The sequence below is a fragment of the Pseudomonas sp. genome (assembly GCF_028293835.1).
In the GTDB taxonomy this organism is placed as follows: domain Bacteria; phylum Pseudomonadota; class Gammaproteobacteria; order Pseudomonadales; family Pseudomonadaceae; genus Aquipseudomonas.
On the sequence record NZ_JAQGNX010000158.1, the window covers coordinates 1 to 15,332 of the forward strand.

Annotated in this window: 12 protein-coding genes; 4 read left to right on the forward strand and 8 right to left on the reverse strand. The window is 56.6% G+C overall.

Annotated features, from left to right (window positions below; genetic code table 11):
• Positions 1-323: 323 nt before the first annotated feature.
• Complete coding sequence (locus tag JWR17_RS21210; protein ID WP_299834513.1) at positions 324-995, reverse strand: polysaccharide lyase family 7 protein; 672 nt, start codon at positions 993-995, stop codon at positions 324-326.
• Positions 996-1,310: 315 nt separating this feature from the next.
• On the opposite strand from JWR17_RS21210, the gene JWR17_RS21215 reads away from it, so the two are divergent.
• From JWR17_RS21215 to JWR17_RS21225, 3 genes are read left to right on the forward strand one after another with little or no spacing between them, the layout of a single operon-like run.
• A complete protein-coding gene (locus JWR17_RS21215) occupies positions 1,311-3,440 on the forward strand; it encodes an EAL domain-containing protein (protein ID WP_299834515.1) in 2,130 nt (709 codons plus the stop codon).
• A gap of 54 nt (positions 3,441-3,494) precedes the next feature.
• A complete protein-coding gene (locus JWR17_RS21220; protein WP_299834558.1) occupies positions 3,495-4,001 on the forward strand; it encodes a M48 family metallopeptidase in 507 nt (168 codons plus the stop codon).
• Between the two features lie 20 nt (positions 4,002-4,021).
• Positions 4,022-4,318 (forward strand): winged helix-turn-helix domain-containing protein, encoded by a 297-nt coding sequence (locus tag JWR17_RS21225; protein WP_299834560.1) that lies wholly within the window; start codon positions 4,022-4,024, stop codon positions 4,316-4,318.
• Positions 4,319-4,340: 22 nt separating this feature from the next.
• On the opposite strand, the gene JWR17_RS21230 is transcribed toward JWR17_RS21225, so the two are convergent.
• Positions 4,341-4,799, reverse strand: a complete 459-nt coding sequence (locus tag JWR17_RS21230) for a GNAT family N-acetyltransferase (protein ID WP_299834517.1) — start codon at positions 4,797-4,799, stop codon at positions 4,341-4,343.
• Positions 4,800-5,099: 300 nt separating this feature from the next.
• Between JWR17_RS21230 and JWR17_RS21235 the strand changes: the two genes are divergently transcribed.
• Positions 5,100-5,837 carry a transporter substrate-binding domain-containing protein gene (locus JWR17_RS21235; protein ID WP_299834519.1) on the forward strand — a complete coding sequence of 246 codons (738 nt, stop codon included), beginning with the start codon at positions 5,100-5,102 and terminating at the stop codon, positions 5,835-5,837.
• A gap of 84 nt (positions 5,838-5,921) precedes the next feature.
• Here the strand turns inward: JWR17_RS21235 and yccS are convergent, their stop codons facing one another.
• The 6 genes from yccS to JWR17_RS21265 form a co-directional block, all read right to left on the reverse strand.
• Positions 5,922-8,105: a YccS family putative transporter gene (gene yccS / locus JWR17_RS21240; protein ID WP_299834521.1), complete on the reverse strand. Its 2,184-nt coding sequence runs from the start codon at positions 8,103-8,105 to the stop codon at positions 5,922-5,924.
• Between the two features lie 165 nt (positions 8,106-8,270).
• Positions 8,271-9,449: an NAD(P)/FAD-dependent oxidoreductase gene (locus JWR17_RS21245; protein WP_299834523.1), complete on the reverse strand. Its 1,179-nt coding sequence runs from the start codon at positions 9,447-9,449 to the stop codon at positions 8,271-8,273.
• Positions 9,450-9,585: 136 nt separating this feature from the next.
• Positions 9,586-10,965, reverse strand: a complete 1,380-nt coding sequence (gene dbpA / locus JWR17_RS21250; RefSeq protein ID WP_299834525.1) for an ATP-dependent RNA helicase DbpA — start codon at positions 10,963-10,965, stop codon at positions 9,586-9,588.
• A 54-nt stretch (positions 10,966-11,019) separates the two neighbouring features.
• Complete coding sequence (gene mdtD / locus JWR17_RS21255; RefSeq protein ID WP_299834527.1) at positions 11,020-12,450, reverse strand: multidrug transporter subunit MdtD; 1,431 nt, start codon at positions 12,448-12,450, stop codon at positions 11,020-11,022.
• A gap of 7 nt (positions 12,451-12,457) precedes the next feature.
• Positions 12,458-13,792 carry a TldD/PmbA family protein gene (locus JWR17_RS21260; protein ID WP_299834528.1) on the reverse strand — a complete coding sequence of 445 codons (1,335 nt, stop codon included), beginning with the start codon at positions 13,790-13,792 and terminating at the stop codon, positions 12,458-12,460.
• Positions 13,792-15,234, reverse strand: a complete 1,443-nt coding sequence (locus JWR17_RS21265) for a TldD/PmbA family protein (RefSeq protein WP_299834530.1) — start codon at positions 15,232-15,234, stop codon at positions 13,792-13,794. Before JWR17_RS21265 ends, JWR17_RS21260 begins: the two co-directional genes overlap by 1 nt.
• Positions 15,235-15,332: the final 98 nt, after the last annotated feature.

The window sequence follows — 15,332 nt, forward strand, 5'->3', positions numbered from 1 at the left end:
TTCCTGTCCGGAGAACTGAAAAACCTGCGGGTTGTAATCCCTTTTCAGGTGAGCGACGGTCAGGGTGAATCTGTTCTGATTGTTTAAAATCGGCATGGGCAACCCTGTTTTGTAAACTTAAAATTCAATGGCGGATAGGGTTGCGCAGATGGAACCATGCTGTATGTAGGATTTGTTACCTAATAGGGGAGGGCGTTTCCTAAAGGTGCGCAATACAAAGATTTCAGACGCGGAAACATTGGTTTTAATTAAAAAACTCAATTTTTTTACATTATTTTTAGAATGTATAAATAGCGCTTAGTTAGTATTTACACGGATATTCTTCAGCTTTTCGAATGATTGATATCCAGGTTGTAAAACGTCGCTTTTCCGCCTTCGCTGGTGTACCCCGTGTTGTCTTGGGTATACACCCCGGCCTTGAAGTACAGCGGTTTGTCGCGCCAGGTTGCGCTGATGGGGCTGCTCCAGTTTGCATCCCGTGCACTCACGCCCAGTTGTCCGGTTCGGCTGAGGTGGATGATGTATTTGAACGGCTGATTGAGAGGGACATCCTCGGCGATGATGATCGTACGGGCTTCTTTATCGTCAAAGCGATTGCGGACTTTGGCGACAATGGTGCCGCTTTTGGTGCTCTCCTTGTATTGATATTCCATCTTCAGAAGGGGTTCGGTGCTGTCATAGGCATGAATCTGACCAATAACGATTCGGCCAGAAGAGGGCACTTGAGTGACTGCCAAGGTGGCTCGTAAAAGGTTGTCGCTGGTGGGGTACAGCCAGTTGCGCAAGCTGCCGTCGGCGTTTGTTTCTCTAAGTTCACTGCGTGGGTAGATGGCGTTTGCGGTGCGGGAGCCAGTAACGGGGGACCAGAAAAAGAGCGCCCCGTTTTCAGACTGAAAATATTTGCCGTTATAGCCGGCAACCAATTTCGCGGTGTCGATAGTTGCAGGCGGCGAGCCCACCGGGATGCTCAGGTTCCACGTTGCCAAATCAATCATTTTTAAGCCTTCATGTGTCTCAATGCCAGCATCGAGGTGTCTGGCGCAAGGGTTTCCGGCTACCTTTATAACGCCTTGGCACTGAATTGTTAACGGAAGTTCGTCGAACGGACGGTGGCAAAAGACCAAGAAAGTGATGGCACCTCATCGACGGGCACGGAACGGCTACCTACCGTTAGTCGGGTTGACGGGCAATTTGCCATTAGTTATGGGTCGCTCGCTTTTGCTTTTGCTTTCTCAGGACTAGAGTGAGTCGCTAGTGAAAGTCTGGCCTTGCTCGACGCCTTGGCGGACGCGCTCAGAAAGAGAAGCAGCATGGAATGCGCGCAATCAAAACCACCGGAAGGCAGCTCGGTTCTCTTAGTCGTCGATGACTACCCGGAAAACCTGGTGACTATGCAGGCGGTCTTGCAACGGCAAGACTGGCATGTCGTCACGGCGTGTTCCGGCGTAGAAGCCTTGAACATTCTGTTGGAACTGGACATTGACCTTGTGTTGCTCGACGTCCAGATGCCCGGCATGGACGGCTTCGAAGTCGCGCGCTTGATGCGCGGCAGTCAACGCACTCGTTTGACCCCAATCATTTTCCTGACCGCCAATGAAAAGTCCCAAGCCTCGGTGCACGAAGGCTATGCCAGCGGCGCTGTGGATTATTTATTCAAACCTTTTGATCCTCAGGTTCTAAAGCCCAAGGTGCAGGCGTTGCTGGAACACCAGCGTAACCGTCGTGCCTTGCAAACCCTGACCCATGAATTGGAAGCGGCACGCGCTTTTAACGCATCAGTCTTATCCAATGTTGCCGAAGGCATCTTGGTGGTCGATGAGTCGGGAATTATCGGTTTTGCTAACCCCGCGATTTGCCGGCTGCTCAACGCGACCTTCGAAGAGTTGCGTGGCACGGAGTTGGTCGATTACCTGTTCAAGCCGCACATCGTGCAGTGGTCTGAGTCGGATTTCTATCGCAGCTATCGCAATGCTGGCACCTACCGCATGCACGATGCGGTGTTGCGCACGGTTGAGGGTCAACAGGTACCGGTCGCCTTGTCTTGCGCGCCATTACCGGCCGAGCAGCGCTCAATGGTGCTGAGTATTCTCGACATGTCGGTGGTCCGTGACCTGTGCCAGCAGCTTGAACAGCAAGCCGTTACCGATGCCCTGACCGGGCTGCTCAACCGGCGCGGATTTTATCAAGCGGTGGGAACTGCGCTGATACGCCCCGACCGTGCCGACAAGTGCCTCGTTGTGCTGTACCTGGACCTTGATGGATTCAAGCGCATCAATGATTCCCTGGGTCATGATGCCGGGGACCGCTTGTTGCTCTGGGTTGCTGAGCAACTGAAGCAGTGCTTGCGACCCTATGACATTGTGGCGCGCATGGGCGGCGACGAGTTCACTGCCGTTATCGATGGGCTGGATTACCCGGAGCAAGCGGCGATCATCGCTGAAAAGTTGATTGAGCGCGTCTCGGTTCGCCAACAGATCGACGGGTTGGACATTACCCTGGGCGTCAGTATTGGCATCGCCACTTACCCCGATTGCGGTGCGGACCTGGACGGTTTGTTACGGGCTGCCGATATAGCCATGTACGAAGCCAAGCGCGCGGGCCGTCAGCAATACCGCTTTTTTGACCATAAGATGAATGGCCGCGCACGCTCTCGGCTAATGCTCGAAGACAGCGTGCGCACGGCTATCGAAGGTAACGACTTCTCGCTGGTGTATCAGCCTCAAGTGTATATCGATGGCGGGCGGCTACGTGGTTTTGAGGCGTTGTTGCGCTGGCAGCATCCTGATGTCGGGGACGTGCCTCCGGGGTTGTTTATTCCGTTGTTGGAAGAAACCCGATTGATCAACCAGCTAGGCAGTTGGATTTTCGATCAGGGTGCCGCACAGCGCCAAGTCTGGACTACCGTTTTTTCGCCAGATCTGGTCCTGGCGGTGAGCATCAGCACGGCCCAGTTCAGCATGCCAAACCTCGCTTCAGAGCTACGCCGCGCCATCCTTCATTACGGCTTGCACCCGCACCAGCTAGAAGTCGAATTAACCGAAGATTCGTTGGCGCAGAATCTGACCCATTCACGCAAACAGCTACAGGCCCTTCGCGACATAGGCGTGCGCATCGCCCTGGACGATTTTGGTGCTGGTGAGTGTTCGCTGACGCTGCTGCGCAACGTCGAATTGGACACGGTCAAGCTTGACCGTCACTTTGTGGCGCATGCACTCGAATCGCCCCGCGATGCAATGGTTGCACGTAGCGTAATCGAGCTTTGTCGGGGCTTGGGCATTGTGGTAATTGCCGAAGGTGTCGAGCAAGTCGAACAGTATGAGTGGCTGAAAGCTAACGGCTGTCTTTTGATTCAAGGCGCCCTGGTTGCGCAGCCGTTGACCGCAGCAGACGCCTGCCTGTTTGTGCAGCCGGTCGATTGGAGCGGGCTCAACTTGATTTGAATTCGGTACACTGGCGTCTTCCAAATTTCTGTAGTTCTTATGACCTTGCCAGCCATTGCGCCGTTGAAATACCTGCAAGCCTATCCGCCAGCCCTTCAGGAGCAGGTGCAGCAGTTGATTGTGCATAATCGACTTGAGGCCTATTTGAAGCAGCGTTACCCCGAACGGCACGCGGTACAGAGTGACAAAGCGCTGTACGCCTACGCGCTGGCGCTAAAGCAGGAGTACCTGCGTAATGCGCCTGGTATCGACAAGGTATTGTTCGATAACCGTCTGGACCTGACTCATCGTGCGCTAGGGCTGCATACGACCATTTCTCGCGTGCAGGGTGGCAAACTTAAATCGAAGAAAGAAATTCGGATTGCGTCGCTGTTCAAGGACGCTGCACCGGAGTTTCTGAAAATGATCGTGGTGCACGAGCTGGCACATTTCAAAGAATCAGACCACAACAAAGCGTTCTATCAGTTGTGCGAGCACATGCAGCCCGGCTATCACCAGTTGGAATTCGATCTGCGCATTTATCTGACCTACCGCGACCTGCAAGGCAACGCCGCCGAATGAACACCGACAAGGCCTCGACCATGGACGTCAGCAAGACCAAAAGCAGTTTTTATCGCCGCTTGTACGTGGCATATCTGATTGATAGCGGAATCGCCAGCAGCGTTCCGGCGTTGTGTGAAGTGACCGGGATGCCCCGTCGCACGGCGCAGGACACCATTGCCGCGTTGGCCGATCTCGATATCATGTGTGAGTTCAAGCAGGAGGCGGGTGCTCGCAATCATGCCGGCCGCTACCACATCAAAGCGTGGGGTGCCATTGATGCGGCCTGGATTGCCGGGCATTTACCGCAGATGAAGGCCGTATTAGGTTACCCGTGAGCGCTTTCAATACAATTAGCGATTAATCCAGGTCACGACGCATGCCGACGTGTGGTATCTCGTCCTCAAGATAGATTTCTCCAACCGCCTTGAACCCATAGCGCCCGTAGTAGCCCTGCAAGTGCGCCTGGGCAGACAGATAGATCGGTTGGTCAGGCCATTTCTTTTCGGCCTGTTCAAGTGCTTGCACCATCAACGAGTGCCCCATGCCTCGGTTGCGTACTTCGGGCGCGGTGACGACTCTGCCGATGACCACGTCGCCGCCCTGCTGGATCGGGTCAAGCAAACGCAGATAAGCGACCAGTTGATCGTTTTCCCAAGCCATTAGATGGCACGTATCACCATCCAGGTCTTGTCCATCGACGTCTAGATACCAACATTTTTGCTCGACCACGAATACTTCAGCGCGCAGGCGCAATATCGCGTAAAGCTGTTCCTTGTTGAGATCGGTGTGGTGCTTGCATACCCATTTGATAGACATGTGGCGGACCTGAAGAAGAATTCTGGGGCGAATACTAAAGCCAGCGTCCGGCTGGATGCCACCTAGAACTGTAGCGCGTTAATTCAAAAACCCTTTCTGGTTGGCATAAATGAAAAAAAAGCGCCTCAATCAAGGCGAATGGCCATTAGTGCTGTTGGTCATAAGGTCATGAGTGTGTAATCTGAATGCCATTCTGGATTTCGGTTTTTTACCTTTCGGTTTTTACCATGAGTATTAATCCGGGCCGTGCTTCATCGCGTCCCTCGTACGCGGGCGATCTGCCCGCTCAGGATCTTGAGCATGCCGCGATTGCTTCGAGCTTTAGGTTTGCTGGGGTTATTGCTAGTGGCGCAGGATGCCGCGGCGACAAAGTTGCGTTTGGTGGGTGACACATGGCCTCCGTTTACCGACATCAACCTGGTTAATGGTGGGCTGGCTACCGATATTGTCAGCACGGCTTTGACGCGCGCCGGTTATACCACTGAGTTTGAGCAGGTCCCGTGGGCCCGTGCGCTATTGGGCATAGGAGAGGGGCGTTATGACGTATTGGTCGACACCTGGTTCAACCATGAGCGCACCTTGATCGGTGAGTTTTCCAATGAGTACCTGGTCAATCGGGTTCGCTTCCTTAAGCGCAAAGACTCGCCCATTGTGTTCGATAATTTGCATGCACTGCACGCTTACCCGATAGCGGTGGTGAGGGGCTATGCCTATTCAGCTGCATTCGATAACGATCCCGACCTGCAAAAAATACAGGTGAACACGTTTTCCATGGCCCTGCAGATGCTTGACGCAGGGCGCGTGCCGTTGGTTGTGGAAGATGAATACGTGGCCCGCTACAACTTGAGTCGCGAGAAGCAACAGGTGCGCGACAGCGTTGAATTCCTGCCTAAATCACTGACTGAGAACAGCCTGCACATTTTGGTCAGCTTGAAGAATCCCGACCACGCGAAAATCGTCGCCAGTTTTGATCGGGAGATTGCAGCGATGAAAGCCGATGGCAGCTACGATCGGCTGTTTCGCGAGCACGGTCTGTAACCCGGTTAGCCTGCTCGTGCAACATGCGTTTGTATCTTCTGTAGGCTGCCGGTTTATGGGGTATTTCCAGAATCCGGCGCCACCTCAAGCCGCGACGGGCGCTTTGATCAAGTGCGCGGCCAGGGTTCGCAACGGCCCCAACTGACGACCAATCAACGCGAGCTGGGTTTGCACCAGCCGTTGACTTTCGTCCACTTCGTCCGGAATCTGCTCAAGATCAGTGGCTAGCGCTTCTTCGGCGTCGCTCTGAATCGCCACCGGTTGCTTGTTGGACAGGCTCTGGGCAATTTCATCAATACTTGCCGCCAGACTGGCGCCGGCACCGTCGATCAAGTATTCACGCACCTCGGCGGGCAATTGTGTTTCGCGGTGAGCGCCCAACCCCGACAAATAGCTGAGCAATGTGTGTGACAGCACCAGAAAACGGAAGCCAACATCGGCATCCTTACGGAAGTGTCCGGGCTCCATCAGCATGTTAGCCAAGGTGGTCGACAGCGCGGCGTCTGCGTTATGTGCGTTGCGTCGAGCCAGGCGATAAGCCAGGTCGTCATTTTTGCCAACCGCGTATTGCTGCATGATCTGCCGCAAATAAATGCTATTGCAGGTCAGGGTATTCGCCAGCACCTTATTCAGCCGCCGCCCTTGCCAGTCTGGCAAGAACAGGAACACCGCCAGGCCGGCGATCAGGCTGCCGAGTAAGGTGTCGAACAGTCGTGGCAGGAACAGCCCGTAGCTGTCGCCCACTTGATTGAAGCAGAACAGGATCATCAAGGTCATCGCCGCGGTTGCCAGCGTGTAGCGGGTGGTCCGGTTAACGAAGAACACCATGCCAGCGATAACGGCGAATGATGATTGAATCAACGGGCCAGGAAACAGATCGAATAGCGCCCATCCCGCTGTCAGGCCAATGGCCGTACCGCTGATGCGCTGTACCAGTTTGCGTCGCGTTGCGCCGTAGTTGGGTTGGCAGACGAACAGCGTGGTCAGCAAAATCCAGTAACCCTGCGACGGATGCACCAGGTGCACCATGCCGTAGCCGACGCTCAGTGCCAACGGCAGGCGCAAGGCATGGCGGAACAGCAACGACGTTGGGGTTAGCTGCAATCGGACCCGGTTCCACATGTCTTTGAGGTTGCGCGGCGAACGATCGAGCAGGCTGCTGTCAGTGGCGTCCGTCAGGCTATCGGGGTTGCTGGCATCCTTCAACAACCGGTCAAGGGTGCCCAGGTTCGCTGCCAGTGCACGCAGCGAGCGCAGCAGTCCGCGCCACGCCGGGTTGCTTTGGATGCGCAAATGCTCCAGCGAGGCATGGAGGTCTTCCAGCGCGTGGGCAAAGCTCTCGTCATAGACAAAAGGCTGACGCAATTGAATGGTTTCAGACAGTCGTCGGCACGCGGTTCCTTGCTGACGCAGCAGGCGCAGGCATCGAAACAGCACGTCGCTGTGGAAGAAGGCTTCGGTCAGCGCGTTATAGGGGTAGTGCGACGAACTGGCGCGTTCGTGGATGTCCTGGGCAAGAAAGTACAGCTTCAGGTAGCGATTAACCTTAGCCCCGGGCCGACTATCACCGACGCGGTTGAGGATAATTTCTTTCGCGGCATTGAGTGCGGCAACCACTCGGCCGTTCTGTTGGGCCAAGGCCAGGCGACGGCTTTCGAGGTCCAGTTGGCGGATCGGTTCGAACAGTGTCGATTTAAGCTCCATGTAGCGGCCCAGCTCGCTAAACAGCTTGGCCAGGCTTTGTTGTACCGGTTGATTGGAGAACAGCATTTGCCACAGCACCGACAACAAGCCGTACCAGGCAGCACCCGCCACCAGCAGCATGGGTTCGTGCCAAAAGTCGGTGACCTCACCGCCACGCTGATCGACCCCGATCATGGTGTACACCGACAAGATCAACGTCGCCGAGGCAATGGCCCCGTAGCGTCCGCCCAAGGCACCCAGCATCGTCAGGCAAAACGCCGCGATGGCCAGTGCACAGCCAAAAATGATCGGATAGGGAAACAGTAACTCGACTGAAAGTGACGCAACGCTGAAGCAGACCAATGTCACCGCCAGTGCGTTCAATCGGCCTTGCCAACTGTCATCGGTCTCAGCCAGTGCGCTGGCGATAATCCCGAGGAACACCGGAATCAACAGGGCCAATTCGTTCTGGTACCAACACAACGCCATGGTTCCGGTCAGCGCAATAAACACGCGCACGCTGTAGCTGAATTTATCCAGCGCCCACAAACGACGGAGCGTATGACGAAAGGTAGGTGATGACATAAGTAAGCTAACGGCCTTGTTCGCTATTGGTTCAGATACAACTAAGTATCTACAGCGCTAAGTGTCGGCTGTACATAAGGTTTAGCAAAAATCTTTCAGCTCGCGCCGGGTTTGCCACCTGTAGGAGCCAACAAGTTGGCTCCTACAGGTGATCTGGCGGTTTTATCAAACAAACTGCGCAGCCGCGTATGCCGAAGCCCAGGCCCATTGGAAATTGAAACCGCCCAAATGACCGCTGACGTCCAGCACCTCACCGATGAAATACAGCCCCGGTGATTTCAGCGATTCCATGGTTTTGGACGAGACTTCTCGGGTGTCGATGCCGCCCAGGGTGACTTCCGCGGTGCGATAGCCTTCGGTGCCAGCGGGCACCACTTGCCAGCAAGCAAGCTTTTCGGCGACGTCGGTAAGTTCTGCCGGGGTGTATTGCTTCATCGGCTTTGAGACGAACCAATGTTCGGCAATCAAGTTAGCCATCTTCTTGGTGAAGATTTCGCCGAGCAGGGTCTTCAGTTCGCTGTTGGGGCGTTCGGCTTGCTGTTGCAGTAGCCATTCAGGTACATCGTGATCCGGCATGAGATTAATCTCGACCGCTTCGCCGGGATGCCAGAACGATGAAATCTGCAAAATCGCCGGGCCGCTCAAGCCACGGTGAGTGAACAAAATGTTTTCGCGAAAGCTGATGTCGTTACAGCTGACCAGGCAATCCACTGATGTTCCGGACAGTTCAGTGCACAACTCTTTGAGCTGATCGGTAATGGTGAATGGCACCAGCCCGGCCCGGGTCGGCAGCAGCGTGTGGCCGAATTGCTTGCCAACCTGATAGCCGAAGCCGGTGGCGCCCAGGGTGGGGATAGAAAGCCCGCCCGTGGCGATTACCAATGACTGGCAATCCAAGGCGCCCAGGGTCGTGCCGAGGCTGTAGCCGTCGTCAGTTTTTTCGATGTTTTGCACCGATGTGTCCAAGTGCAGGCTAACACCGGCTTGTTCGCATTCGCTGAGCAGCAGCTCGAGGATGTCGCTGGATTTGTTGTCGCAAAACAGCTGTCCGAGTTTTTTCTCGTGGTACGCCACGCCATGCTTGGCGACCAAAGCGATGAAGTCCCATTGGGTGTAACGCGCCAGCGCGGATTTGCAAAAATGCGGGTTTTGCGAGAGGAAGTTGCCAGGCCCGGTGTACATATTGGTGAAGTTGCAGCGTCCACCACCGGACATGAGGATTTTTTTGCCGGCCTTGTTCGCGTGATCAATCAACATCACCTTGCGTCCGCGATTGGCGGCCGTGAGGGCGCACATCAAACCTGCGGCGCCAGCGCCGATGATCACAACGTCAGTAACGGGCAAAACGGAATCCTCGGGTAACGGTTAAATCTTCAGCAGAGGGGTGGAAACGAAACTCACCTGTAGGAGCCAATGTGTTGGCGAGGCGGCCTGACAAATCACATCGAGCTCTCGCCAACACGTTGGCTCCTACAGGCGCCTACAAAATCCGAACCCGCAGTGAGCGGCCTTTGATTTTGCCGTTGTTCAAACGCTCCAGGGCTTGCATGGCCACGACGCTTTCGACGGCAACATAGGCCTGGAAATCGAAAATGGCGATTTTGCCGACCTGGGTGCCGGGAATGCCAGCGTCACCGGTCAATGCGCCAAGAATATCGCCAGGGCGAACCTTGTCTTTACGGCCCGCGCCAATCACCAGCGTGGTCATGGTCGGCTGCAGCGGTGCACCGCCTTTGCTTTTCAGTTCGTCCAGTTGTTCCCACTTCAGCGGCGTTTTCTGAACCTCTTCGATGGCCCGGGCGCGGTGCGCTTCGGACGGCGCAACCAGGCTGATCGCCAGACCCTTCTCACCGGCACGACCGGTACGGCCTACACGGTGAATGTGCATTTCCGAATCACGCGCCAGTTCGACGTTAAGCACCATGTCCAAGGCATCAATGTCCAAACCGCGAGCCGCGACATCGGTGGCAACCAATACCGAGGTGCTGCGGTTGGAGAACATCGCCAGCACTTGATCGCGGTCGCGCTGTTCCAGATCGCCATGCAGGCCGACCGCGGAAATGCCCTTGGCGGTCAGGTGATCGACCACTTCCTGGCACTGCTGCTTGGTGAAGCAGAACGCAACGCACGACTGCGGACGGAAATGGCCAAGCACTTTAACCACGGCGCTAAGGCGATCTTCCGGGGTGATTTCATAGAAGTGCTGCTCGATCTGGCTGTCGGCGTGCAGGGCCTCGACCTTGACGGTTTGCGGGTCACGCATGAACTTCGACGACAGCTGCTTGATACCGGTTGGGTAGGTCGCCGAAAACAGCAAGGTCTGACGCTTTTTCGGCGTCTGCTCAATGATGTTTTCAATGGAGTCGTAGAAACCCATGTCCAGCATGCGGTCGGCTTCATCGAGGATCAGCGTGTTCAGGCCGTCCAATACCAGCGAGCCTTTGCGCAAATGCTGCTGAATGCGCCCCGGCGTGCCGACGATGATGTGCGCGCCGTGCTCCAGCGAGCCGATCTGCGGGCCGAACGAGACGCCGCCGCACAAGGTCAGGACCTTGATGTTGTCTTCAGAGCGGGCCAGGCGACGAATTTCCTTGGCCACCTGGTCAGCCAGCTCACGGGTCGGACACAGCACCAATGCCTGGCAACCGAAGAAGCGCGGGTTGATCGGGTTGAGCAAGCCAATGCCGAACGCAGCGGTCTTGCCACTGCCGGTCTTGGCCTGGGCAATCAGGTCCATCCCCTTGAGAATCACCGGCAGGCTCTGCGCCTGAATCGGCGTCATTTCGGCGTAACCAAGGGACTCCAGGTTAGCCAACATGGGTGCGGAAAGAGGCAGTGAGTTAAAAGCGGTGCTAGTCACGGGACGGGCCTGCAAAACAAAATGTCGCGCAGTGTATCAGGTCGCAGCCCCGCCTTAGTGTTGGATATCGGGTTCCGGACGAGGAACACTGCGCTTTTCCTTGGGTGATAATTGCAGGAAAATCCCGGCCGCCAGCATCGACAGCACGCCCACGCTGAGAAACGTCAGCTGAAATGCAGCCAATACGCCGCTTACTTCGCCGGTATTTACGTCATCGGTGAAGCCGCCAAGCAATGCCGCAGCGCACGCCACACCAAGGCTCAAGGACAATTGCGCCACCACCGACAACAGGCTGTTACCGCTGGCCGCGCTGTCGTCATCGAGATCGATCAGGGTCACGGCGTTCATAGCTGTGAACTGCAACGAGTTGACCGCGCCCATCAGGCCAAGATGGATCAGCAGCAACCAATATGGCGTTCCACCGTCCACCAGGGACAGGCTGGCGAGGAGGATGCCAAGCAATAGCGTGTTGCTGGTCAGTACGACCCGATAACCCAGGCGTTCGATCAGCGGCCGCGCCAATGACTTGGAAATCATTGCCGCCACTGCCAACGGGATCATGCTCATCCCCGCTTTGGACGGTGAATAACCTAATGCCACTTGCAACAATAACGGCACCAAAAAGGGCAGGGCGCCGCTGCCCAGACGTGCGAACAGGTTGCCAAATATCCCCACCGCAAACGATCGGATGCGAAATAGCGACGGCCCGAACAGCGGATAACCGATATTCCCTGCCCGCAGCCAATAAGCCGCCAGACAGGCCAACCCGCCAAACAGCAGCAACACCACGCGCATGTGCGGAAGGTGCAATTCGCCCAGCCCTTCGAGCGCAATAGTGATCAGCACCATGGAAGCACCAAACAGCACAAAACCTACGCCGTCGAAACGCGTTCGGGCGCCGCCGGGCAAGTCCGGCACCAGTGCATTGACTGCATAGCAACCAATCAAACCCACGGGAATATTGATCAAAAAAATCCAGTGCCAGCTCAGGTACTCCACCATCCAGCCGCCAACCGTCGGGCCCATCAACGGCCCGAGTAAACCCGGCACGGTGATGAAACTCATAATTCGCACCAGCTCCGACCGCGGGTAAGCGCGCAGCACTATCAAGCGCCCAATGGGCACCATCAATGCGCCGCCCAGCCCCTGAATCACCCGCGCTGCGACTAGAACCCCCAACGACCCGGACAGCGCGCACAGCAACGAACCGATGCTGAACAGTAAAATTGCGCCGAAGAAAATCCGCTTGATGCCGAACCGATCGGCGATCCAGCCCGAAGCCGGTATCAATAACGCCACCGTCAGCATGTACGCGATCACCACCGACTGCATGCGCAACGGGTCTTCATTCAACGACCGCGCCATGGCTGGCAAGGCGGTGTTGAGGATCGTGCCATCAAGGCTTTGCATGAAAAACGCGATGGCTACCACCCACGGCAACCAGCGCAAGGTTCGGGCATCCAGATTCTGAGTACTGGTCGGCATAAGGTCCTTAAAGCGTGAGGGTCAAGCGGCTGATCAACGCACCCGGCAACAGATTAGAAGCTGTTTGACGTTGACTATAGGTGCTGGCAGACAGAATCAGTTCCCTTTCGCTGGTCAGTGCTTCAAGCGCATTGCCGAGCAGGCTGTAGGCGCTGTCGTCGAAACGCATGGTGCTGACCGGAGCCTGAATTTCGCCGTCCTCGACCCAGAACGTGGCGAAGCGGGTCATTCCGGTCAGGCGTGCGGCCGATTGGTCAGAGAAGTTCAAATACCACAGGTTGCTGATGTACAGGCCGGTGCCCAACTGTTTGAGGATGTCTTTGAGCGCCAGAGTGCCGGCTGCCATGCTCAGTGCACTGGGCGATTCACCGCCGCCGGCGCCGTTGGCAGTCAAGCCGTATTCGGCGGCACTGCGCGAGCCGACCATTCGTTGGTGGGCGCGGCCTTTGCTGACCAGTGAGAGGTCCCGGCGCGGATAACCCTCGCCAGAAAAAGCTGGCGATAACGACCCTGTGATTTGCTCATTCAGGTTCACCAGCGGGCTGAGTTCCGCGTCGCCGTTGTACAGGCGTTGCAAGGGGCTGGTTTTGCTGGCGATTGAGTCAGCGGAGAAACCGCCCCAGCACAGCAAGCCGAGCACCTCTTCAAGCGCGGCAGGGGCCAGGTAGGCGCGGTATTGGCCAGGCGCCAATGCGTGCAAGGGGCGGCCGAGAAATTCCAATTGCTCCCGGGCTTGCTGGAAACGGTGGGCGAACGCTTCATCGCTCCAGTCATGTCCGGCATAGCTCGCTTTTACTGCCTCGCCATTAGCGTGAAACAGGCTCCAGTCGAAGTTGAAGCTGTTGGCCTGATGCCAACCCAGCGCACCCCAGGAACTGGCAAAGCCCCGGTACAGCGGGCCAGCGGCATAAAACCCCACCAAATCCAGACCGTCGGCCAACTGGCTGATCTGTGCCAGTACGTGTGCGCTGTCCGGCAATGGCTGGTCTTGAATATTGCTGATCTGCCAGTTTTCAGTGTTTGGCAGCAAATACGGGTCTTGTGGCAGCAACACCAGTATTTCGCGCAATTGCTGCAGCGCTGCGCCCAAACGGGCTTGATCGACCTCGGCATCGCCAGACAACGTCAGATGCAAGTCAGCATGACGGCCGTCGTTGATCAGTTTGAAGTTGAGGCTGGCTTGCTGCACCTGGCCGGCCTGGCGCACTTTGGCGTGGTTGAAACGGATGAATTCCGACGCCTCGGCGTTGTAGGCCAAGGAGAACGCTTCCGGGACGACAATCGCAACCCGCAGCCATTCCACCAGTGCTGCGAACTGTTGTTGCTGGGTGAGGTGTTCCATCAAGCGTCCCCTCCGAATACATCGACCTGCGAAAACACGCAGGCGGGTGAGGCGTGACCCACGCGTACTACCTGGTTGGGTTCGCCTTTACCGCAATTGGGGGTGCCGAGCACCTTGAAGGTACTGGCATCGCCCACGGCACTGAGGTTGCGCCAGAACTGCGCTGAGATAGCCCGATAGTTCGGGTTCTTTACCACGCCTTTGAGTTCGCCGTTCTCGATCAATTGTCCCCATTCGCAGCCGAACTGGAATTTATTGCGCGCATCATCGATGGACCATGAACGGTTGGTTGACATCATGATGCCGTGCTCGATATTGCCGATCAGGTGCTCCAGAGTCCGGTCGCCAGGTTCGATATTCAAATTGGCCATGCGGTCGATGGGCGGGCGGTTCCAGCTGCACGCGCGGCTGTTGGCGACGCCATCCATACCCGCTCGGTATTGCGACAGCGCGCCGCCCAGTGGGCGTTCCAGGATCCCGTCACGGATCAAAAACTGCTTGCTGGCGGGCGTGCCATCGTCGTCATGGCTGTAGCTCGCCAACTGTTCCGGGATCGACGGATCGAAGGTTACGTTAAGCAATCTGGAGCCGTACTGCAGGCTGCCGAAATCAGTGGTTTTGACGAAACTGGTGCCAGCATAATTGCGCTCGTCACCGAGAATCCGGTCCAGCTCCAGCGGGTGGCCGATGGATTCGTGAATTTGCAGGACCATTTGATCCGGGGTCAGCAACAGGTCCAATGGACCCGATGGGGTGTTCGGCGCCATGATCAATTGCAGCGCCTGATCAGCGACTTGAGTGGCTGCACCGATCAAACCGCAGTTGCTGATGACTTCCACGCCGCCTTGCTGGCCGAAGTTGTCGCGACCCAGGCTTCGGGTCTGGCTGTCGGTGCCGTCGTACGCGGTGACGCTCATGCCCGGATAGACATAGCGCTGCGACTGACGAATCTCGGCGCCAGCGGTGTTCAGGTAAATCTGTTCGACGTTTTCCAGGCCAAGGCTGACTTGCCAGCTCGACAGGCGTTTGTCGCGGGGTACCGCTGACGACTCGCTGGACAGCAGTTGGTAGCAATCGCCCAGCGAAGGGAACGCTTGCTCCAGATTCGGCGACAGGTAATCGGCGCGGCTGGTGGAGACCGGCTGATCGCGCAGGTCCAGCAGGGCGTAAGGCGCTAGACGCCGGGCATGCTGCTCGGCTTGTTCGAGGGCCGCTTGCAGCCCGCGTTGCGAGAGGTCGTTGGTGGCGGCATAGGCTTCGACGCCGTTGATGCGAACGGTCAGCATCGCGCCTTCATCAGTGCTCAAGTGCGGCGGTTCGGCAACGTTCTTGCGCACGGACAAGTGTTGGCTGGTTTGTCGGACGTAACGCAGGGAGAAAAAATCGGCAGGGCTGCGCAGAGCGCTAAACCGCTGCTTGAGCTGAGCAGAGAAATCGAACATGCACAATGGCTCCATCGAGTGGGCGGCGTTTCCGCGGAACATAATCCCCTTGCAGGAGCCAACTTGTCGGCCAGGCAAGCGATGCGGTCTGTCTGACC